A 20,339-nucleotide genomic window follows, 5' to 3' on the forward strand; every position below is an offset into this window, starting at 1 on the left:
TTCACAGTTCGACTTGCTGAACCAAAGTATGAGTTCAGCCCGGCAGTTCGAACACGGTCAGCTGGCCGCCCAGCTCGGTATATTGCGACAGAGAGGCATAGCCGCCGACCGCGCCCAGACCTTCGTTCGGGTTGGTCAGACCGGCTGCAAGGCCGATGCCCGCCCAGCCGCCAACGCCCGAAAGCACGCCGACATATTGCTTGCCGCCATGTTCATAGGTCATGACGTTGCCGATGATGCCCGAGGGGGTCTTGAACTTGTAAAGCTCCTTGCCCGTCTCGGCGTCCACCGCCTTCAGATAGCCCTCAAGCGTGCCATAGAAGACAACGCCGCCAGCGGTTGCCAAAGCACCCGACCAGACCGAGAACTGTTCCGGCAGCGACCACTTGATTTCGCCCTTGGTGTTGTCCCAGGCGATGAAGTTGCCCATGCCGCCATGGCTGTTCGGGGCCGGATACATCGACAGCGTTGCGCCGACATAGGGCTGGCCCGCAGTATAGGCGACGCGGAACGGTTCGTAATCCATGCAGACGTGGTTCGTCGGCACATAGAACAGGTTCGTCTGCGGCGAGAAGCTGGCCGGCTGCTGGTCCTTGGTGCCAAGTGCGGCAGGGCAGACGCCGGTGGTATTCTCATCCTCGCCGTTCTGGGCGGTCGAGTATTCCGCGACCACGGCCGGACGGCCATAGGTTTCGGAATTCTTGTCCATATCGACGCCGGTGGTCCAGTTCACGACCGGGTCGTATTTCTCGGCCACCAGCAGCTCACCCGACTCGCGGTCCATGGTATAGGCCAGACCGTTGCGGTCGAAATGGGTCAGCAGCTTGCGGTCCTGACCGTCGATCTGCTGGTTGGTCAGGATCATTTCGTTGACGCCGTCAAAGTCCCATTCGTCATGGGGCGTCATCTGATAGAACCACTTGGCCATGCCGGTATCGGCATCACGCGCCATGATGGTCATCGACCACTTGTTGTCGCCCGGACGCTGGCTGGGGTTCCACGTCGAGGGGTTGCCGGTCCCGTAATAGATCAGGTTCAGTTCGGGATCATAGGAATACCAGCCCCAGGTCGTGCCGCCGCCGATTTTCCATTGATCACCTTCCCAGCTGTCGATCGAGCTGTTGGCACCGATCGGCTTGCCCAGAACGGTGGTCTTTTCGGGATCGACCAGCATTTCTTCGTCGGGGCCGGTCGAATAGGCTTTCCACACTTCCTTACCATCGGCGAGGTTATAGGCCGTCACGCGACCGCGCACGCCGTATTCACCGCCCGACACGCCGACGATGACCTTGTCCTTGACCGGCAGAACGGTCGCGGTGTTGGTTTCGCCCAATGCCGGATCGCCGGTCTTGACCGACCATTTGACTTCGCCGGTTTTGCTGTCCAGCGCGACCAGCGTGGTGTCGGCCTGATGCAGCAGCACCATGCCATCGGCATAGGCCAGACCGCGATAGACGGTATCGCAGCACATGACCGCGATCACGTTCGGATCCTGTTGCGGCTCATAGCGCCAGATGATCTTGCCGCCATCGTTCAGGTCCAGCGCGATGACGTTGTTGGGGAACGGCGTGTGGACATACATGATGTCGCCGATCACCAGCGGCGAGCCTTCATGCCCGCGCAGCACCCCGGTCGAAAAGGTCCATGCGACGCGCAGGTCCTTGACGTTGTCCTTGTTGATCTTGTCCAGCGTCGAATAGCGCGTGTTCGCATAATCGCCGGTCTGGATGGCCCATTGTTCTGGCTTGGCAATTTCAGCCAGCACGCTGTCATTGGCGAATACCGAGGTACCAGACAGCAAGAGCGCCATGGCGGCGCCCGTCATCAGTTTTCTCATGATTTCCCTCCGCTAGCTGGCCAAGCCGCGACTCCTCAACCGCAGGGTGGCCATATGTTGCCAGTGTTCGGGCGGCTCACGGTTGCGTCAACAAACCAAGCGGCAGTCGCGACCAAAGTATTAGGGAAAATCGGCAATTGGTATGGCAAATCCCCCCGTTTGCAGGCGGAGGGATTTGCCAGTTTTTCAGGCCAGACGTTCGGCGTGCCAGCGGATGTGTTCGGACATGAAGGTCTGCACGAAGAAATAGCTGTGGTCATAGCCTTTTTGCAGACGGAATTCGCCGGGCTGACGGCGCGCCGCCATGGCATGGGCCAGCGATTCCGGCTTGAGCAGATCCAGAAACTGGTCCGACGCGCCCTGATCGATCAGGATTTCGCCCGGATAGCCCTTTTCGCGCATCAGCGCGGTCGCATCATGCTTCAGCCATGCCGCCTTGTCATCGCCCAGATAGGCGGTGAACTGTTTCTTGCCCCAGTCGGATTCCGACGGGTTGGCGATGGGCGAAAACGCCGAAACGGATTTGTAACGCTCGGGCAGGGTCATCGCGATGGTCAGCGCGCCGTGGCCACCCATTGAATGGCCGGTGATGCCCTGTGCATCGCGGTCCAGCGGGAAATTGGAAAAGACCAGCTCGGGCAGCTCGTGGGTGATGTAATGCCACATCTTGAAATGCGGTGCCCAGGGTTCCTGCGTCGCATCGACGTAAAAGCCTGCGCCCTGCCCCAGATCATAGGCATCATCATTCGCCACGCCTTCGCCGCGCGGCGAGGTGTCGGGAAAGATCAGCGCGATGCCGAATTCGGCGGCCCATTCCTGCGCACCGGCCTTGGTCATGGCATTTTCATGCGTGCAGGTCAGGCCGGACAGATACCACAGCACCGGCACCTTGCCGTGCTGGGCGGCGGGCGGCAGATAGACGGCAAAAGTCATCTCGGTGCCGGTGGCTTGCGATTTATGGCGATAGACGCCCTGCGTGCCGCCGAAGCTGCGATTTTCCGAAACGGTTTCATAGGTCAGAGTCATGCATCGGCTCCTGTCAGATCGTGGAACATGACCAGCGCATCGACATAGCCATGTTGCGGGTGAAGAAACGCGCCCGGCAGGCGGCCGACAATATCGAAACCGGCCTTCTGCCACGAATGAACGGCATCGGCATTGGTCGAAACGACAAAGTTGAACTGCATCGCCCGAAAGCCCTGCCCCCGCGCCCAATCCTTGGCATGGGTCACAAGCGCGCGGGCAATGCCGCGTCCGCGCGCATCGGGATGGGTGGCAAAGCTGGCATTGGCGACATGGGCAGCCGGGCCGGGACGGTTGCGCCCGACATGGCTGATGCCCAACACGCGTCCGTCCTGTTCGGCGACAAAGGCGGTGAAAGGCGCGGCGAACCAGTCCGCCAGCGCCGCCTCGCGCGAAATGTCGGGCGGGATGCAGTAAGTCTCGCCCGCGCGATAGACCGGCTCCAGGATCGTCCAGATCGCCGGATGGTCGTCAGGCGTGGCGGGACGGATAACGGTCGTCCCGCCCACGCTCATTTCAACTCGTCCACGCTGCGGATGACCTTGCCCAGCAGACCGTAATCCAGCGCTTCCTGCGTGTTCAGCCAGAAGTCGCGCTGGGTGTCCTTCTCGATCCGTTCGACCGACTGGCCGGTGGCCTCGGCAAAGATCTGGTTCAGGCGGTCGCGCATCAGGCGGACCTGTTCGGCCTGGATCATCATGTCGGACGATGTGCCGCCGATCCCGCCGGAAGGTTGGTGGATCAGGAAGCGGGTGTTGGGCAGGCAGTAGCGGTTTTCGTTTTTCGCCGCGACAAAGATCAGCGCGCCCGCCGAAGCCACCCAGCCCGAGCCGATGGTGCGCACGGTCGGACGGATGAACTTGATCACGTCATGGATCATGTCGCCCGATTCGACATGCCCACCCGGCGAGGAGATCAGCATGTTGATCGGCGCGTCGCTGTCTTCGGCCAAGGCCAGCAGATGCGCGACGGTGCGCTGCGCCAGCTTGTCGTTGATCGGACCGGCGACAATGACCGTGCGCGACTTGAAATACAGTTTGCCGATCTTGTCGCCTTCCGGCAGGCCCAGACCTTCATCCTTCTGGCCTTCTTGCGGGCGGTCGTCGTCGTCTTCGTCGTCCAGATGGAAGTGTCGTGCCATGATCGGTCCTTTCATGTTGACGGCGGGACCGGTCGCCCGTCCCCGCCGTCCTTTTAACTAAGCAGCCCTTGACGATCAGTAAAGGACGACCGAGCGGATCGATTCACCGCGATGCGCCAGTTCGAAACCTTCGTTGATGTCTTCCAGCGGCATGGTGTGGGTGATCATCGGGTCGATCTCGATCTTGCCGTCCATATACCAGTCAACGATCTTCGGAACGTCCGTCCGCCCGCGCGCTCCGCCGAATGCCGTGCCCTTCCAGACGCGGCCCGTGACCAGCTGGAACGGGCGGGTGCTGATTTCCGCGCCCGCAGCCGCCACGCCGATGATGACCGACTGACCCCAGCCGCGATGGGTGCATTCCAGCGCGTCGCGCATCACCTTGGTGCTGCCGGTCGCGTCAAAGGAATAATCCGCGCCGCCGATCTGGTCGAACGGGGTCTTCGTCATGTTGACGATTTCCTGCACGACCGTGCCGTCGATTTCCGAGGGGTTGATGAAATGCGTCATGCCGAAATGCTCGGCCATGGCTTTCTTGCCGTTGTTCAGATCGACACCGATGATCTTGTCGGCCCCTGCCAGACGCAGGCCCTGAATGACGTTCAGACCGATGCCGCCCAGACCGAAAACCACGGCAGAGGCGCCGATTTCGACCTTGGCCGTGTTGATGACCGCGCCGATGCCGGTGGTCACGCCGCAGCCGATATAGCAGATCTTGTCGAAGGGCGCGTCTTCACGAACCTTGGCAACCGCGATTTCCGGCAGCACGGTGTAGTTCGAAAAGGTCGAGCAGCCCATGTAGTGATAGATCGGCGTGCCATCCAGCATCGAAAAGCGCGTGGTGCCATCGGGCATCAGGCCCTGCCCCTGGGTCGCGCGGATCGCGGTGCACAGGTTGGTCTTGCCCGACAGGCAGGACGCGCATTGGCGGCATTCGGGGGTGTAAAGCGGGATGACGTGATCACCCGGCTTCACGCTGGTCACGCCGGGACCGACCTCGACCACGATGCCTGCGCCCTCATGGCCCAGGATCGAAGGAAAGATGCCTTCCGGGTCCGCGCCCGAGCGGGTGAATTCGTCGGTGTGGCAGATGCCGGTCGCCTTGATTTCGACCATGACCTCGCCGGCCTTCGGGCCTTCAAGGTTGACCTCCATCACTTCAAGCGGCTTTCCGGCTTCCAGCGCGACGGCTGCACGTGTTCTCATGGTAGTTCTCCTTGCGTGTTGGCCGGATGGCCCGTGGTAAAACGGTCTAGCGCCCCGGCTTGGCATTTTCATGGCATCGGGGGCCGGCATGACCGACCCCCTGCTTTCCTGCCAAAGCGGGTTTCGTCAAGCCGCCAGAGCGCCCGATTTTTTGGCGATATGCGTCGCGATGGCGTCCATCAGCGGCGGCGACAGCGCGTCATAGGGTTCAAGCCCCAGTTCGCGCAGCCGGGCACGGATGCCGTCCATGCGCGAGGGATCGACCCCGGATTCGATGATCGAGCTGACGAAGGCCGCGAATTGCGGTTCGGCCCAGCCGTCCTGATCGGACAATTCGGTATGGACGAAATCCAGGCCATAGAACGGATGTTCGGTATTCTCGATGCGGCCATACATGTGGACGCCGCAGCCGGTGCAGCGATGGCGCTGGATCGGGGCGTCCTTGTTGACGATTTCCAGCTTTTCGGCGCCGGACAAAACCTCGATGGCATCGCGGCCTACCACGGCAACCTGCGAGAAGATGGCGCCTTCGGGTTTCCAGCACTTGGTGCAGCCGCAGACGTGGTTGTGGGCGGTCTGGGCCTTGACCGCGACGCGAACCGGATTGCTGGCGCATTTGCAGTGAAGTTCGCCGCCCGAGAAACCGGCGGCGGCGTGCTTGATGCCGTTGTCAACGGCGGGGTGGATCTTCACCCCGGAAGTGTCGGTCATGGTCATCCCCCTCCGAATGGACCTTAGGTGCGAGGAGGTTCGCGCCGGGGGGGGTGATGAGCAAGTTAGCAAAAGGTTGTAGCGGGGGCATGCGGTCGGATGGCGCGTTTAGGGCCCGTGCGGAACTTCGCAATCAAAGAGCTGCCGGAGTTTCTGTTACAATGTTTCTTCTTCGTCCCAAGACGCACCAACGGCCTGTCGAGAGAATGTCTGACCCAGCTTTATCGAAGATGGATGCAAAAGCGTTTCATCCCAATCCGCAAGATGTCCGAAACCCACTGCCCGTCCATCTTTGTATGAATAGTGATCGTCCTCGCCGCACATATAGACAGCGCAAGGGTTCTGATCACCCGCATCCTTATCATCTCTGTATGCAAGTAGGACTGGACGTTGATGCTCAAAAATATGAACGCAGCATATGCAAAGGGTATGATCACATTCGGTATCGTCGTCCGCCATAACTGATCCCCTGTGCCCTAAAACATGGTGCAAGTTAGGTGATCTTATACAAGCAGCTGGTGCGTTCGCAAAGATAGCCAGTCCTATTTTACCACCACCGCGCTCCGCCCCTCACCCCTCAGGCCGCGAACACAACCACACCGCCACGCTGCCACAAATCAACGCCTGCACCGCCACGATCCGCGCATCCAGTCCGAAATAAAGCGACCAGCCCACGCCACAGGCCATGGCCACGGTCGCGAAAACCTTGGCGCGGCGGCTGACGATGCCGCGTTTGCGCCATGCACGGATCGGCGGGCCGAAGGTCGGATGGCGCATGATCCGCGCGCCCAGACGCGGCGAGGAACGCGCGAAGGCCCAGACGGCCACCAGCAGAAACGGCACCGTGGGCATGACCGGCAGCAGAACGCCGATGGCCCCCAACCCCAGCGCCAGCCAGCCGAGCGCAAGCCAGACCAGCCGCATCAGGCCGCAAGCTCGCGCAGGATGCCATTCAGGACGGGGCGGCCAGTCTCGGTCGCGATGATGCGGTCCGGGGTCTGGGTGATCAGGCCAAGGTCGATCAGATGCGCGATACGATCCTGCGGCAGGGTCGCGCCGTGGGCCAGATAGCGGGCGGTTTCCATGCCTTCGGACAGACGCATGGACATCAGCAGATATTCCAGCGCCATGTCGTCACGCGATAGCGGGTCACGCAGGCTGTCGCCATTGCCACGGGCTTCGACCGCTTCCAGCCATGCACCGGGGGCGCGGTGGGCCTCGGTCGCCCAGCGACCCGATGGCAGCGTCAGGCGGCCATGCGCGCCGGGGCCGATGGCGGCCCAGTCGCCCTGTCGCCAATAGATCAGATTGTGGCGGCTTTCGGCACCGGGGCGGGCGTGGTTTGAAATCTCATAGGTGGGCATACCCGCCGCGGCGCAAATTTCCTGCGTGTCCAGATACATGTCGGCAGACAGGTCGTCATCGGGCAGGCCCTTCAGGCCCCCTTTGGCATGGCGCGCGCCAAAGGCAGTGCCGGGTTCGATGGTCAGCTGATAGGCCGACAGGTGATCGACGGCCATGGACAGCGCTTGGGTCAGCTCACGCCGCCAATGGGCACGGTCCTGATCCTGACGGGCATAGATCAGATCGAAGCTGACGCGGGTGAAGCAATCACGCGCAATGTCGAATGCCGCGCGACCTTCGGCGACGGAATGCATCCGGCCCAGCTTGCGCAAGTCGTCATCGTTCAGCGCCTGCATCCCCATCGAGACGCGGTTGACGCCCGCATCGGCATAAGCGCGGAAACGGCCCATCTCGACGCTGGTGGGGTTTGCCTCCAGCGTGATCTCAATGTCATTGGCAAAGGGCCAATGACTGCGCGCGGCGTCGATGATGCCCTGCACCGTTTCAGGGGCCATCAGGCTGGGGGTGCCGCCGCCGAAAAAGATGCTGTTCAGCACCCGACCCGAGGTTTCCGCGCCAAGCCGCGCCAGCTCGGTCCGGTAAGCGGCGAGCCAGCGGCTTTGGTCGATGCTGGCCGAAACATGGCTGTTGAAATCGCAATAAGGGCATTTCGCGGCGCAAAAGGGCCAATGCACATACAAGCCAAAGCCGCCCGCCCTCCAATCGTCGGAAGGCGGGTTCGTGCTGGCAAGGGCTGGCATGGGCTGGGTCATTCCCGGAATGCGGTCACTTCGATTTCTATCTTCATTTCGGGTCTGATCAGGCCCGCGACAACCATCGTGGCCGCAGGTAACGCATCTTTCATAGCCTCACCCAGAACCGGGGTGATTTCGTCCACCAGGGCGGCGTCGGTGATGGTGTATTGCACGCGAACGATGTCGTCCGGCGCGAAACCCGCCTGCCCCAGCGTCGCGAAGATGGTGGCGAAGGCGTTGCGCGCCTGATCGGCGGCGCTTTCGGGCATTTCCATCGCGGCGTAGTCATAGCCGGTGGTGCCCGAAACGAAACACCACGGACCCTTGACGACCGCGCGGCTGTAACCCAGCGCGACCTCGAACGGCGATCCGGTCGAGATCCTATGCAAAGGCCGCCTCCAGCTTGCGGAAGGCATCGGCGCGGTGGCTGATGCGGTTCTTTTCGTCAGGCGTCATCTCGGCGAAGGTCACATCGTAACCTTGCGGAATGAAGATCGGGTCATAGCCATGACCCTGCGCGCCGCGCGGCGGCCATGTCAGACGACCGGGGGCCACGCCCTCAAATATCTCTTCATGGCCATCCGGCCACATGAGGATCAGGGTAGCGCGAAACTGGGCCGTGCGCGGTTCGGGCGTGCCCTTGGCGTCCAGTTCGTTCCACGTCCGCGTCATCGCTTGCATGAAGTCGCGCCCGTTGGGGGTTTCCGCCCAGTCGGCGGTATAGACGCCCGGTGCGCCGCCCAGCCCGTCCACCGTGATGCCGCTGTCATCGGCCAGAACCGGCAGACCCGTCGCCTGCATCGCGGCGCAGGCCTTGATGCGGGCGTTGCCGATAAAGCTGTCCTCGGTCTCGGCGGGTTCGGGCAGGCCCATTTCGCCCGCACTGGTCACCTCGATGCCGTGCGGTGCCATCATCGCGCGGATTTCGTCCAGCTTGCCCGCGTTATGGGTGGCGACAAGGATCTTTTTCTCGGTCAGCTTTCTCATGCGGTGGCGGCCTTTTGTGCGGCAACCAACGAGGTGATCCCCGCCTCGGCAAGGTCCAGAAGCTGGTTCATCTCGGAGCGCGAGAAAGTCGCGCCTTCGGCAGACATCTGAATTTCGATCAGGCGACCCGAGCCGGTCATGATGAAATTGCCGTCAGTGCCTGCCTCGCTATCCTCGGCATAGTCCAGATCAAGCAGCGGCTGACCCGCATAGATGCCGCAGGACACGGCTGCGACATGATCCACGATCGGATCTGTGGTGATGATCCCGGCTTTCAGCAGCTTGTTCACCGCCAGACGCAGCGCGACCCACCCCCCGGTGATCGAGGCGCAGCGGGTGCCACCGTCGGCCTGGATCACATCGCAGTCGATGACGATCTGACGTTCGCCAAGCGCCCGGCGATCCACACCCGCGCGCAAGGCGCGACCGATCAGGCGCTGGATTTCCTGCGTGCGGCCGGATTGCTTGCCCGCAGCCGCCTCGCGCCGGTTGCGGGAATTGGTGGCGCGCGGCAGCATACCGTATTCCGCCGTCACCCAGCCCTGCCCCGACCCCTTCAGGAAAGGCGGTGCCTTGTCCTCGATCGTGGCGGAGCACAGCACTTTGGTATCCCCGCACGAGATGAGGCACGAGCCCTCGGCGTGGCGCATCACGCCCGTCTCGATTGAAATCGGGCGCATATCACTTAAATTTCGACCAGAGGGGCGCATCTGTCATTCCTTTCGGGGGTTTTGCTGTTCAAATACAGTTCCAGAACCCCTGACCGCAACCCGTGAACTGTTCGCTGCCATGCCTGACACCGCCCTGCTTTCAGATCTGAACGACCGATCCCGCGAGGTGTTTCGGCGCGTAGTCGAATCTTACCTTGCGACCGGCGAACCCGTCGGGTCACGCACCCTGACCCGTGACATGACGGTCAGCGCCGCTACGATCCGCAATGTGATGCAGGATCTTGAGCATCTTGGCCTGCTGGACCACCCCCATGTCTCAGCCGGGCGGATGCCGACGCAATTGGGGCTGCGGCTGTTCGTCGATGGGCTGATGGAGGCAGGACCGGTTTCAGCGACCGACCGCGAGATGATCGAGGAGACGCTGGGCAATGACAGTAGCGACACGGGCGCGATGATGGACCGCGTCAGTATGGCGCTGTCATCGCTGACCCATGGCGCATCGCTGGTTCTGATGCCCAAGCAAGAAGCGCCGGTGCGTCATATCGAATTCGTCAGCCTTGCCCCCGACCGCGCGCTGGTGGTTCTGGTCTTTGCCGATGGGCGGGTCGAAAACCGGGTCTTCACCCCCCCACCCGGCCATACCGCCAGCGCGATGCGTGAAGCAGCGAATTTTCTCAATGCCTTCGCAGAAGGACGCACATTGGGCGACCTGCGCCACGGCATTTCGCGCGAAATCGAGGCGAGCCGTCAGAAGCTGGACCAGATGGCGGCGGCGCTGATCGCCTCGGGTCTGGCGATGTGGGACGGTGACGGGGCGGATCCAAGGTTGATCGTGCGCGGGCGCGCCAATCTGCTGGCGCATGAACTGGCCGATCTGGACCGTGTGCGCGTGCTGTTCGATGATCTGGAGCGCAAGCGCGACATTGCCGATTTTCTCGAATTGGCCGAACAGGGTGAGGGCGTGCGCATTTTCATTGGCTCGGAGAACAAGCTTTTTTCACTTTCCGGTTCATCTCTGGTCGTTTCGCCCTATATGAATGCCGACCGGAAGATTGTCGGGGCGGTGGGCGTCATTGGGCCCACGCGGCTGAATTATGGCCGCATCGTTCCGATCGTCGATTATACTGCGCAGCTCGTCGGGCGGATGATCTCCGGCCGGAAAGGATAAGGACATGACCAACGAGAACCTGAACGGAAGCCCGCTTGACGAGGGAGACCTTGTCGATCCCCTGCTGGAGGAAAGCGCCGAGATCGAAGCCCTGATCGCCGAGCGCGACAGCTTCCGCGACCGTTTCATGCGTGCGCTGGCCGATGCAGAAAACGCACGTAAGCGTGCCGACAAAGACCGCCGCGAAGCCGAACAGTATGGTGGATCGCGTCTGGCCCGCGATTTGCTGCCCGTCTATGATGCGCTTTCGCGTGCGCTGGAGGCTGCGGGCGACGAGCAGCGGGAAGCCGCCTCGGCGCTGATTGAAGGCGTTGAGCTGACCTTGCGCGAATTGAACAACGTTTTTGCCAAGCACGGCATTCACGTCATCACGCCGCAGGTCGGCGAAAAATTCGACCCGCAACAGCATGAAGCGATGTTCGAAGCGCCCGTGCCGGGCACCGTGTCTGGCAATATCATTCAGGTGATGGGGAATGGTTTCATGCTGCATGATCGATTGCTGCGTCCGGCAAAAGTCGGCGTAAGTTCGATGCCAGCGAACTGAGCTCATTTTTTCTGCGGAAAAGCAAAAGCCCCGAGTTATTGCTCGGGGCTTTCTATTTATAGTAGATGGCTTCGTCAAAAAGACTAGATATTGTAGCTATTGGCCCGCCAGAACCTGGCAAAGGCGGTCCAGCTGATCAAGATCCTTGTAATTGATCACCATTTGACCGCCATCCTGTCCCGCATGTTTGATCGTCACGCGCATTTTCAAGTGCGCTGACAGATCCCCCTCCAATGCGCGCGTATCTGCGTCTTTTTCCTGCGCGGCCTTCTTAGGCTTGGAATTCGCATTCTCCGCCTGACGCCGGACGAGCTCTTCCGTCTCGCGAACGGAAAGATTCTTTTCGATAACCTTGCGGGCAAGCTCAACGGCGTTGGGTGCGGTAATCAGTGCGCGCGCATGGCCGGTCGTCAGCTTGCCTTCCTTAAGCCAAACCTGAACCTGATCGGGTAGGTTCAGCAGCCGAAGCAAGTTCGCGATATGACTGCGGCTTTTATTCAGCGCCTCGGCCAATTTCTCCTGCGTATGGCCAAATCGATCCATGAGCTGCCGATAAGATGCCGCCTCTTCGATCGAGTTGAGGTCCGCACGCTGGATATTTTCAACAATCGCGACCTCAAGGACTTCGGTGTCACTGAGTTCACGAACGATGACAGGAACTTCATGCAACTGAGCGATTTGGGCGGCACGCCAGCGCCGTTCGCCCGCCACGATCTGGAAAAGCCCGCGATCATCGGGATGTGGCCTGACGATCAGCGGCTGCAGCATTCCCTTGCTGCGCAGCGAATCCGCAAGCTCTTGTAACGCTTCGGGTGCGAAACTCCGGCGAGGCTGGTCTGGATTGGGTGTCAACTGCTCGACCGGCATGACCTGACGCGGCGCAGGACGCTCGGACGGGATCAAGTCAACATCTGCCATAAGTGCCGACAAACCGCGTCCCAAGCCCCGTTTTTCAAGCTTATCCGACATGTCTATCTCTCCTTAGGCGGTCGCAAGTTGTCGTGATAGGAATTCCTGAGCCAATTCACGATAGGCAACACTGCCCTTTGAATTGGGATCATATTGCAAAACAGGCATCGCATGGGAGGGCGCTTCGGATAGCCGCACATTCCGCGGGATTACAGTTTTATAGACAAGCCCGGATAATGTATTGCGAGCGTCGGCTTCAACCTGCTGCGAGAGATTGTTGCGGTTATCCGACATCGTCAGCAGCACACCTTCGATACGGAGATCTGGATTCGCAGTTTGCCGAACCTCTCGGACCGTCATGAGCAACTGAGACAGTCCCTCAAGCGCATAAAATTCAGCCTGCAATGGCACTAATATGCTTTGCGCGGCGACCATTGCATTCACTGTCAGCAGCCCCAGCGCAGGGGGGCAATCGATCAAGACATATTCCGTGTCAATTCGCGTCGCCAGTTTTCGGCGCAGGAGCTGCGTCCTGCCTGGTCGGTTGGAAATCTCAAAATCTACCGAGGCAAGATCCCTGCTGGATGGCACCAGAGACAGGTTGGGAATATCCGTGGGGATAACACAATCGACAATCTCCAGATCGTCAATGATCAAATCATAAGAGCTGCGTTCGCGCGCTTCCGGTGGCACACCCAAACCTGTGGATGCGTTTCCTTGAGGGTCCAAGTCTACTACGGTGACTCGCTTACCAAGCTCGGCAAGCGCAGCGCCCAGATTTATCGCAGTCGTCGTTTTACCCACGCCACCTTTTTGGTTGGCTACGGCGATAACCCTAGTTTCAGACATGTTTAATACCCGCAATCTTCAGGATAACCGCATCAGGGTCAGTTTTGCTTGGATAGCTCTCAACATCAAAGACCCAGTCAACCCGCGCCTGTTCAACCTCGGGTGCCCAGTTTTTCCCCTTCATAAGCCAAGCTGTCCCTGCAGGATCAAGATGCCTTACAGCATATGACAACAGAAGCGGCAGAGGGGCAAGTGCTCTGGCACTGAGATTAGCGGCACCTAAAGGATCAACGGCTTCGATCCGGTCACAGATCACCCGCACGTTGTTTAATCCCAACTCTCTTATGGCGGTCCGTAGAAAAGCTGATTTTCGTTGATCACTCTCAACAAGCGTCACTGCTAATGCCGGTCTGGAAATTGCAAGAACCAAACCCGGAAGACCGCCCCCGCTTCCGATGTCCGTCCAATCCGATGCACCGGCTGCAAATGCAGAAATCTGAAGACTATCTTCTATATGGCGTGATTCAATTTCCGAAACCGTGTTGGGCGACACCAAATTAATTGCGGGGTTCCACTTCCGAAGCAGAACAGCAAACTGCTGCAGCAACTGTGTTTCACGTGAAACATTCATGCCGAACGACGGGCTCCGGCCTTGATGATTGAGATCAGCAGCGTTAGGGCCGCGGGCGTCATACCCTCAATAACCGCTGCCGCCGCAATAGTGGTAGGTCGATTCCGATTGAGCTTGTCTTTCAACTCATTCGACAATCCTGAGACAGCGCTATAGTCGAAACGCTCCGGGATGTGCGTTGCCTCCTCTTTGCGAAGCAATTCCGCATCCCTGTCCTGCCGTTCCGTATACTGATGATACAGCGCGTCTGTAGCAACTTGATCGAGGGTTTTAGCGTCAAATGACGCAAGTGCTTCGTCCAGCCCAAGGACTTGCTCGCGAGCAATAACCTGCTGGCTCAGCAACGAAAAAAGACTACGCCTTGCGCCGTCTTGCCGAACCTCCATCCCCAGTCTGCCGAGTTCAGTGGGCGTATATGTGACGGCTTGCGCGCGTTGTCGTGCAGCATGATATTGCGTCATTTTATCAGAGAAATACGCTTTTCGACGGTCGCCGACACAGCCCAGATCAATACCTAACTGTGTCAGGCGTTGGTCTGCATTATCAGCGCGCAAGCTGAGTCGGAACTCCGCTCGTGAGGTGAACATCCTGTAGGGCTCACTAACGCCTCGATTAATTAGGTCGTCGATCATCACGCCAATATAGCTTTGCGATCTGCTGAAATGCAAAGGTGCCCGGTTCTGCGCACGTAGTGCTGCGTTCAATCCCGCGACAAGCCCTTGTGCCGCAGCCTCCTCATAGCCTGTCGTTCCATTGATTTGACCGGCCAAGAATAAACCAGCAAGCTTTTTCACCTCAAGCGACGGCTTCAGCGCCCTCGGGTCAACATAATCGTATTCAACAGCATAGCCAGGCTGAACGATAACCGCTTCCGATAGTCCGTCAATGGACCTGACATAGTCCAACTGGACATCTTCGGGCAAGGATGTTGAGATACCGTTGGGATACACCAACTCACTGTCCAAGCCTTCCGGTTCCAGAAAGATCTGATGCGAGGACTTATCCGCAAATCTCACGATCTTATCTTCGATAGAAGGACAATAGCGCGGCCCTACCCCATCTATCCGGCCGCCATACATTGCAGATCGCGACAAGTTATTTCTGATGATCTCATGCGTTTTCAAGTTTGTGTGCGTTATCGCGCAACTGATCTGACGCGCCACCGGCAGTTCATTCAGATATGAGAACATGACCGGCACTTCATCGCCCGGCTGTTTTTCAAGGCTATCCCAGTCGATGCTGCTTTTTTCTATTCGGGGCGGTGTGCCTGTTTTAAGCCGCCCCAGCGGCAGGCCAAGCGGATAGATAGATGTCGCCAGCGAAACAGCGGCTTTGTCGCCCCAACGGCCCGCCTGGCGTTTTTCGTCACCAATATGAATGAGCCCGTTCAGAAACGTCCCGGTCGTAATGACCACTTGACCAGCTACAAGCTCGCGGCCGTCAGAAAGAGTAATGCCCTGAACATGTCCGCGATCATGGGAAAGTGCGGCAACCTCGCCAATGACGATCTCAAGTTGATGTTGTGCCTCGGCGGCGGCGCGTGCCTCTGCCCGATACAGCTTCCGGTCAGCTTGGGCGCGCGGCCCCTGCACTGCCGGACCCTTTCGCCGATTCAACAAGCGAAACTGTATCCCGGCCGCATCCGCCAACCGACCCATAACGCCATCCAGCGCATCGATTTCACGTACCAGATGGCCCTTCCCCAAACCACCTATGGCGGGGTTGCACGACATCGTTCCTATGTCTTCGATCCGCATCGTCACCAATGCGGTGCTCGCACCCATGCGCGCCGATGCCATTGCCGCCTCAAGTCCGGCATGACCTCCACCCACTACGACGACGTCAAACTGTTTCACGTGAAACATCCTATTTCCCAATGCAGAACGAAGAGAAAATCTCGTCGAGATAATCCTCCGCATCCACACGCCCAACCATAGCCGCCAAAGAGAATGCGGCCTGACGAAGCGACTCGGCCAAGAACTCCGGCGGCATATTCCTGTTAACCCGCAACTCGTAAAGCGCCTTGGACAACGCTTCGGCTTGGCGCTTATGGCCAACCAACCCCGAGTCAGCGGCTTTCACGCGAAGTCTATCATATACCAGATCCAGAAGTTCTGCGACTCCTGCTCCGGTCATTGCAGATATAGCTAAGCCATCGACCTGAACTACATCTGCCTTTGAGCGGACGATCAGGTCGATATCGGCCACATCGGTGATAGGCTCGCCGTTCTCAGATAAATGAATCCGCAGATCGCAGCTTTTCGCACGTTCTTCGGCACGGGCAACACCCATTGCTTCGATTGGATCGCTACTTTGCCTTAGTCCTGCAGTATCTAGAAATGTGACTGGCAATCCCCGAAGATCGGTCCGAAGCTCGATTATGTCTCTTGTCGTACCTGCAATATCCGACACCAGCGCAATATCACGCTGTGCGATCTTGTTCAGCAAAGTCGATTTTCCAGCGTTGGGAGGTCCTACAATAGCGACTTCATAGCCCTGCCGCAGACGTTCGGTTGCTGGATACCCATCCAGCATCTGCTCGATCTCGCTCCGCACAAGGCTTATAAGATCAAAAACTTCGGCTGGAACTTCTTCTGGAACCTCTTCATCAGCGAAATCGATGCTCGCTTCGATAAGTGCGCCCGCCCGGATCAGCGAACTGCGCAGCTTATCCACCTGCCGCCCCAGTTCACCATCTGCCGACCGCATAGCCAATTTGCGTTGAGCTTCGGTTTCTGCGGCTAGCAGATCAGCCAGACCTTCGGCCTCGGCAAGGTCCATGCGTCCGTTCAAAAAGGCTCGACGACTGAATTCGCCCGCTTCGGCACGCCTCAATCCGCGTAAGATAAGTGCCTTCGCAAGCCGATCACCGATAACAGGTGCACCGTGCAGGTGCAGCTCGACCACCTGCTCCCCCGTGAAGCTGGCGCCTTCCTCGAACCACAATACCAAGGCTCGATCAATCAGATCGGCATCATCGCGCAATGCCCGAAAATAGGCATGCCGGGGCTGCGCCATTGGCCCTGCCAAGGACTCAGCCACTGCAAGCGCATCAGGTCCGCTCAAGCGGATTACAGAGACACCACCACGGCCGGGCGGTGTGGCCTCGGCAAAGATCGTGTCCATATCATGCCTCGGCCTGTCTAGGCGTTCATCGAATCGAAGAATTCGCCGTTTGTCTTTGTCTGCTTCAGCTTCGAGATCAAGAACTCGATCGCATCCGTCGTCCCCATCGGGTTCAGAATCCGGCGCAGCAGGTAGGTCTTCTGCAAGTCCTTGGAATCAACCAACAATTCTTCTTTCCTGGTGCCGGACTTCAGAATATCCATTGCCGGGAACACCCGTTTGTCGGCGACCTTGCGGTCAAGGACGATCTCGCTGTTGCCGGTGCCTTTGAATTCTTCAAAGATCACCTCGTCCATGCGCGATCCGGTATCGATCAGCGCGGTCGCAATGATGGTCAGCGACCCGCCCTCTTCGATATTTCGCGCGGCGCCGAAGAAACGCTTCGGACGTTGCAAAGCATTCGCGTCAACACCACCTGTAAGCACCTTGCCCGAGCTTGGCACCACAGTATTGAACGCCCTGCCAAGTCTGGTAATCGAGTCAAGAAGGATGACAACATCTCGTTTGTGCTCGACCAGCCGCTTGGCCTTTTCGATGACCATTTCCGAAACGGCCACGTGGCGGCTTGCAGGCTCATCGAAGGTCGATGAGATCACTTCACCCCGAACCGAGCGCTGCATGTCCGTAACCTCTTCCGGGCGCTCGTCGATCAGCAGAACGATCAGATAGCACTCGGGATGGTTCTTCTCGATCGAATGGGCAATGTTTTGCAGCAGGACCGTCTTACCGGTCCGCGGCGGTGCCACGATCAGCGAACGCTGGCCCTTCCCGATTGGTGCCACCAGGTCGATGATGCGTGCCGAGCGATCCTTGATGGTCGGATCTTCAATTTCCATCTTCAGCCGCTCATTCGGGTAAAGCGGTGTCAGGTTGTCAAAGGCGACCTTGTGGCGCGCCTTCTCGGGATCTTCAAAGTTGATCTTCTCGACACGGGTCAGCGCGAAATAACGTTCGTTCTCGCCGGGCGCGCGGATGACGCCTTCAACCGTGTCGCCGGTGCGCAGCGAATGCTGGCGGATCATATCGGGGCTGACATAGATGTCGTCCGGTCCCGGCAGATAGTTCGCCTCGGTCGAGCGAAGGAAGCCGAAGCCGTCCTGCACGACCTCCAGAACGCCGTCCCCGCCGATCTCATAGCCTTCCTCGGCATGCTCCTTCAGGATCGAGAACATCATCTCGCCCTTACGCATGGTCGAGGCGTTCTCGATCTCCCACTCTTCCGCCATGGAAAGAAGGTCGGCCGGGCTCTTGGCCTTCAGATCGGACAGATTAAGACGTTCTTCGCTCATTTCGGGCCCATAATGGCGACGCACCGACGGGTCGGGTCGCTCAGGAAATATTCGATGGAAAGCATCGCGCCGGACGGCGGATGCGGCTCAGATAGGGATTCTTGTCGTCTGAGTCAATTCTTCAGAACTTCACGATCACGGAAAGAACGATCACCACCATCAGCAAAGTCGGCAACTCGTTCATCATCCGATAGCTGCGGCCTGACAGCCCTTGCCCCGCAAGCAATGCCTTGCGTTGCACTGCAAGCCACATGTGAAACCCCGTCATCGCGATAACTGCGGTGGCTTTGGTCCAAGGCCAAACCATTGACCAGCTTACGATTCCCGGCGTTGCAACAAGCATCAATCCTGCAGTCCAGGCCATGATCATTGCCGGGCTCATGATCAGCCGAAGCAGCTTTTCTTCCATTATGATCAAGGATGCTGCCGGCTCGGCGCCGTTCTGACCGCGCTCGGCGTGATAGACGAACAGCCGTGGCAAATAAAACAGACCCGCCATCCAGGCGATCACCGCCATGACATGAAGTGCTTTCACCCAAGGATAAGCCGAAGCGAGGAAATCGATCATGTTGCGCCTCCAGAGCCGTCTCCTTTCTTAAATAAAAGGAAAGATAAAGAAGGATGATGTAGTTATAGGCCCTGAGGATAACTGGAAATCCTTGTTCCACGCCGAAAATCCCCAGTTGATCCGGATGGGGAAAACTAGCGCCCCTGATTTGACAGAGGTATTTTTTCATTATAAATCATATTACTAGAAAGTGTTAACTTGTGGATAAGTTTGTGAAGATTTTTCTTGTCCACAATCTGTGGAAGATGCCTACGGAGTTTTCGACATGTGGAGAAGTTGCGGTCGTTCGCCTGACGTTCTGCATGGTGATCCACAGGCTCAAACGCGCCTCAAAGATTCCCACATCTCCCAGCCCCTGAGTCGCCCCGATTCCTCCACAGGGTTGTCCCCGTTGGCCGGATTTCAGCGGATCAGGTGGTTTTCGCGATAGTAACGTGCAGCGCCATCATGCAGCGGAATGGTAATGCCCATCAGCGCATTTGCGGGTTGGATAGATTCGCCGCGGCGATGTCCGGCATCGAACATGCGCCGATGGATGGGACTCCAAAGGGCGCGGGTGATGTCATGGATCAGTTCTTCGGGCTGATCAGCCGATGTGACCCATTGCGCACCAACCGAGATGGTTTCGACCGGCATTTCCTGCTGGCGATAGCTGCCTGCCACGATCCGATCGGTTGCAAAGAAGGGATTTTCCGCGACGATCCTGTCACGTAGGGCGCCGGAAATCGGAATGAAGTCAAGATCGGCGCGGCTTGCCAGCACGGCGATCGCCGGGACCGGGGGGCCGCCAGTAAAGAACAGCGCATCGACCTTGCCGTCCTGCAACGCGATGGCGGCGGTTTCCAGCGGCAGATAAGACGCCTCGATCTGGTCTGGGGCGATCCCCGCAGCCGAAAGGATCAATCCGGCATCGACCAGCGTGCCCGAATCCTTTTCGCCCCACGCGACGCGTTTGCCGATCAGGTCGCCGATTGCGGTGATCTGCGACGCACGGGACGCAACCAGATGCACTGTTTCGGGATAAAGATTGGCGATGGCGCGCAGAAGCTTTGCGGGTGGCTTGCCCTGCCAGATGCCTGAACCCGAATGCGCAAACGTCGCGACATCCGCCTGAACCAGCCCGGATTCCAGGCGTCCCGCCTCGATGGCATGGACATTTGCGACCGATCCACCCGTTGCGATGGCAGACGCCACCAGCCCCGGAACGCCGCAATCGCCCGGATTGTCGCAAACCGGGGTCCCTGGCGGGGCCGAGACGGCATTGGCGATCAGGCTGCCGATGGGGAAATAGGTGCCGCCTGTGCTGCCGGTCCCGATTCTGAAAAAGCGTGGAGCCTGCGCGTTCAGCCGCCCTGCGCTCAGCAGAAAGGCCAATCCGGTCAATCCAATGTTCCGTCGTGAAATCATCTGGGCCTTCCCAAAAGATCATGCGCCATGCGCGGCGCCGCAGCATCGCAAAGACGTGAGAACATGCCGGATATTGCAGCATCTTCCCCCGTGGTCAGCGAAAAATCTGCCGCGCAGCGCAGCGTCGTTTTCCCTGCGTCAAATTCCGCCGTCAAAATGTCGTATTTGGTAAAATACGACATCCAAATTACATGCAGGTTCGCCCCATAGGACGCCACTGCTCCAGCCACCGG

22 protein-coding genes are annotated in these 20,339 nt (G+C 59.0%); 2 read left to right on the forward strand and 20 right to left on the reverse strand.

Annotated features, from left to right (window positions below; all coding sequences use genetic code 11):
* Window positions 1-34 precede the first annotated feature (34 nt).
* From FN835_RS17845 to rph, 11 genes are all read right to left on the reverse strand, one after another.
* A complete protein-coding gene (locus FN835_RS17845; protein ID WP_142664598.1) occupies window positions 35-1,837 on the reverse strand; it encodes a methanol/ethanol family PQQ-dependent dehydrogenase in 1,803 nt (600 codons plus the stop codon).
* A 186-nt stretch (window positions 1,838-2,023) separates the two neighbouring features.
* On the reverse strand, window positions 2,024-2,863 hold the full coding sequence (gene fghA / locus FN835_RS17850; protein WP_142664599.1) for an S-formylglutathione hydrolase: 840 nt from the start codon (window positions 2,861-2,863) through the stop codon (window positions 2,024-2,026).
* A complete protein-coding gene (locus FN835_RS17855) occupies window positions 2,860-3,375 on the reverse strand; it encodes a GNAT family N-acetyltransferase (protein ID WP_142664600.1) in 516 nt (171 codons plus the stop codon). Before FN835_RS17855 ends, fghA begins: the two co-directional genes overlap by 4 nt.
* Window positions 3,372-4,001 carry an ATP-dependent Clp protease proteolytic subunit gene (locus FN835_RS17860; protein WP_142664601.1) on the reverse strand — a complete coding sequence of 210 codons (630 nt, stop codon included), beginning with the start codon at window positions 3,999-4,001 and terminating at the stop codon, window positions 3,372-3,374. Before FN835_RS17860 ends, FN835_RS17855 begins: the two co-directional genes overlap by 4 nt.
* A 75-nt stretch (window positions 4,002-4,076) precedes the next feature.
* The gene (locus tag FN835_RS17865; RefSeq protein WP_142664602.1) at window positions 4,077-5,207 is read right to left on the reverse strand and encodes an S-(hydroxymethyl)glutathione dehydrogenase/class III alcohol dehydrogenase; all 1,131 of its coding nucleotides are present in this window, start codon (window positions 5,205-5,207) and stop codon (window positions 4,077-4,079) included.
* A gap of 126 nt (window positions 5,208-5,333) precedes the next feature.
* Entirely contained in the window at window positions 5,334-5,918 is a 585-nt protein-coding gene (gene gfa / locus FN835_RS17870) for an S-(hydroxymethyl)glutathione synthase (protein ID WP_142664603.1), read from the reverse strand.
* Between the two features lie 570 nt (window positions 5,919-6,488).
* Window positions 6,489-6,842, reverse strand: a complete 354-nt coding sequence (locus FN835_RS17875) for a YbaN family protein (protein WP_142664604.1) — start codon at window positions 6,840-6,842, stop codon at window positions 6,489-6,491.
* Window positions 6,842-8,035: a radical SAM family heme chaperone HemW gene (gene hemW / locus FN835_RS17880; RefSeq protein WP_425467485.1), complete on the reverse strand. Its 1,194-nt coding sequence runs from the start codon at window positions 8,033-8,035 to the stop codon at window positions 6,842-6,844. Before hemW ends, FN835_RS17875 begins: the two co-directional genes overlap by 1 nt.
* Complete coding sequence (locus FN835_RS17885) at window positions 8,032-8,406, reverse strand: RidA family protein (RefSeq protein ID WP_142664606.1); 375 nt, start codon at window positions 8,404-8,406, stop codon at window positions 8,032-8,034. The genes hemW and FN835_RS17885 overlap by 4 nt, the downstream gene beginning before the upstream one ends.
* Window positions 8,399-9,004: an RdgB/HAM1 family non-canonical purine NTP pyrophosphatase gene (gene rdgB / locus FN835_RS17890; protein ID WP_142664607.1), complete on the reverse strand. Its 606-nt coding sequence runs from the start codon at window positions 9,002-9,004 to the stop codon at window positions 8,399-8,401. Before rdgB ends, FN835_RS17885 begins: the two co-directional genes overlap by 8 nt.
* Window positions 9,001-9,714 carry a ribonuclease PH gene (gene rph, locus FN835_RS17895; protein ID WP_142664608.1) on the reverse strand — a complete coding sequence of 238 codons (714 nt, stop codon included), beginning with the start codon at window positions 9,712-9,714 and terminating at the stop codon, window positions 9,001-9,003. Before rph ends, rdgB begins: the two co-directional genes overlap by 4 nt.
* Before the next feature lie 79 nt (window positions 9,715-9,793).
* Between rph and hrcA the strand changes: the two genes are divergently transcribed.
* Window positions 9,794-10,843 (forward strand): heat-inducible transcriptional repressor HrcA, encoded by a 1,050-nt coding sequence (gene hrcA, locus FN835_RS17900; protein ID WP_142664609.1) that lies wholly within the window; start codon window positions 9,794-9,796, stop codon window positions 10,841-10,843.
* Between the two features lie 4 nt (window positions 10,844-10,847).
* On the forward strand, window positions 10,848-11,387 hold the full coding sequence (locus FN835_RS17905) for a nucleotide exchange factor GrpE (protein WP_142664610.1): 540 nt from the start codon (window positions 10,848-10,850) through the stop codon (window positions 11,385-11,387).
* 96 nt (window positions 11,388-11,483) lie between these two features.
* Here FN835_RS17905 and FN835_RS17910 read toward each other — a convergent pair whose 3' ends face one another.
* From FN835_RS17910 to FN835_RS17950, 9 genes are all read right to left on the reverse strand, one after another.
* Window positions 11,484-12,356, reverse strand: a complete 873-nt coding sequence (locus FN835_RS17910; RefSeq protein ID WP_142664611.1) for a ParB/RepB/Spo0J family partition protein — start codon at window positions 12,354-12,356, stop codon at window positions 11,484-11,486.
* Between the two features lie 12 nt (window positions 12,357-12,368).
* A complete protein-coding gene (locus FN835_RS17915) occupies window positions 12,369-13,145 on the reverse strand; it encodes a ParA family protein (RefSeq protein ID WP_142664612.1) in 777 nt (258 codons plus the stop codon).
* Window positions 13,138-13,716 carry a 16S rRNA (guanine(527)-N(7))-methyltransferase RsmG gene (gene rsmG / locus FN835_RS17920; RefSeq protein WP_142664613.1) on the reverse strand — a complete coding sequence of 193 codons (579 nt, stop codon included), beginning with the start codon at window positions 13,714-13,716 and terminating at the stop codon, window positions 13,138-13,140. Before rsmG ends, FN835_RS17915 begins: the two co-directional genes overlap by 8 nt.
* Window positions 13,713-15,581: a tRNA uridine-5-carboxymethylaminomethyl(34) synthesis enzyme MnmG gene (mnmG, locus tag FN835_RS17925; RefSeq protein ID WP_185958742.1), complete on the reverse strand. Its 1,869-nt coding sequence runs from the start codon at window positions 15,579-15,581 to the stop codon at window positions 13,713-13,715. The genes rsmG and mnmG overlap by 4 nt, the downstream gene beginning before the upstream one ends.
* A gap of 1 nt (window position 15,582) precedes the next feature.
* Window positions 15,583-16,842, reverse strand: coding sequence for a tRNA uridine-5-carboxymethylaminomethyl(34) synthesis GTPase MnmE (gene mnmE, locus FN835_RS17930; RefSeq protein WP_142664615.1), 1,260 nt, complete (start codon window positions 16,840-16,842; stop codon window positions 15,583-15,585).
* A gap of 17 nt (window positions 16,843-16,859) precedes the next feature.
* Window positions 16,860-18,131 carry a transcription termination factor Rho gene (rho, locus tag FN835_RS17935; RefSeq protein WP_142664616.1) on the reverse strand — a complete coding sequence of 424 codons (1,272 nt, stop codon included), beginning with the start codon at window positions 18,129-18,131 and terminating at the stop codon, window positions 16,860-16,862.
* Window positions 18,132-18,252: 121 nt separating this feature from the next.
* Window positions 18,253-18,699 carry a CopD family protein gene (locus FN835_RS17940; RefSeq protein ID WP_142664617.1) on the reverse strand — a complete coding sequence of 149 codons (447 nt, stop codon included), beginning with the start codon at window positions 18,697-18,699 and terminating at the stop codon, window positions 18,253-18,255.
* A gap of 402 nt (window positions 18,700-19,101) precedes the next feature.
* On the reverse strand, window positions 19,102-20,082 hold the full coding sequence (locus FN835_RS17945) for a TAXI family TRAP transporter solute-binding subunit (protein ID WP_246098792.1): 981 nt from the start codon (window positions 20,080-20,082) through the stop codon (window positions 19,102-19,104).
* Between the two features lie 20 nt (window positions 20,083-20,102).
* On the reverse strand, window positions 20,103-20,288 hold the full coding sequence (locus FN835_RS17950; protein ID WP_142664619.1) for a hypothetical protein: 186 nt from the start codon (window positions 20,286-20,288) through the stop codon (window positions 20,103-20,105).
* Window positions 20,289-20,339 lie beyond the last annotated feature (51 nt).

The organism is Paracoccus laeviglucosivorans (assembly GCF_900182695.1).
GTDB classification, from domain to species: domain Bacteria; phylum Pseudomonadota; class Alphaproteobacteria; order Rhodobacterales; family Rhodobacteraceae; genus Paracoccus; species Paracoccus laeviglucosivorans.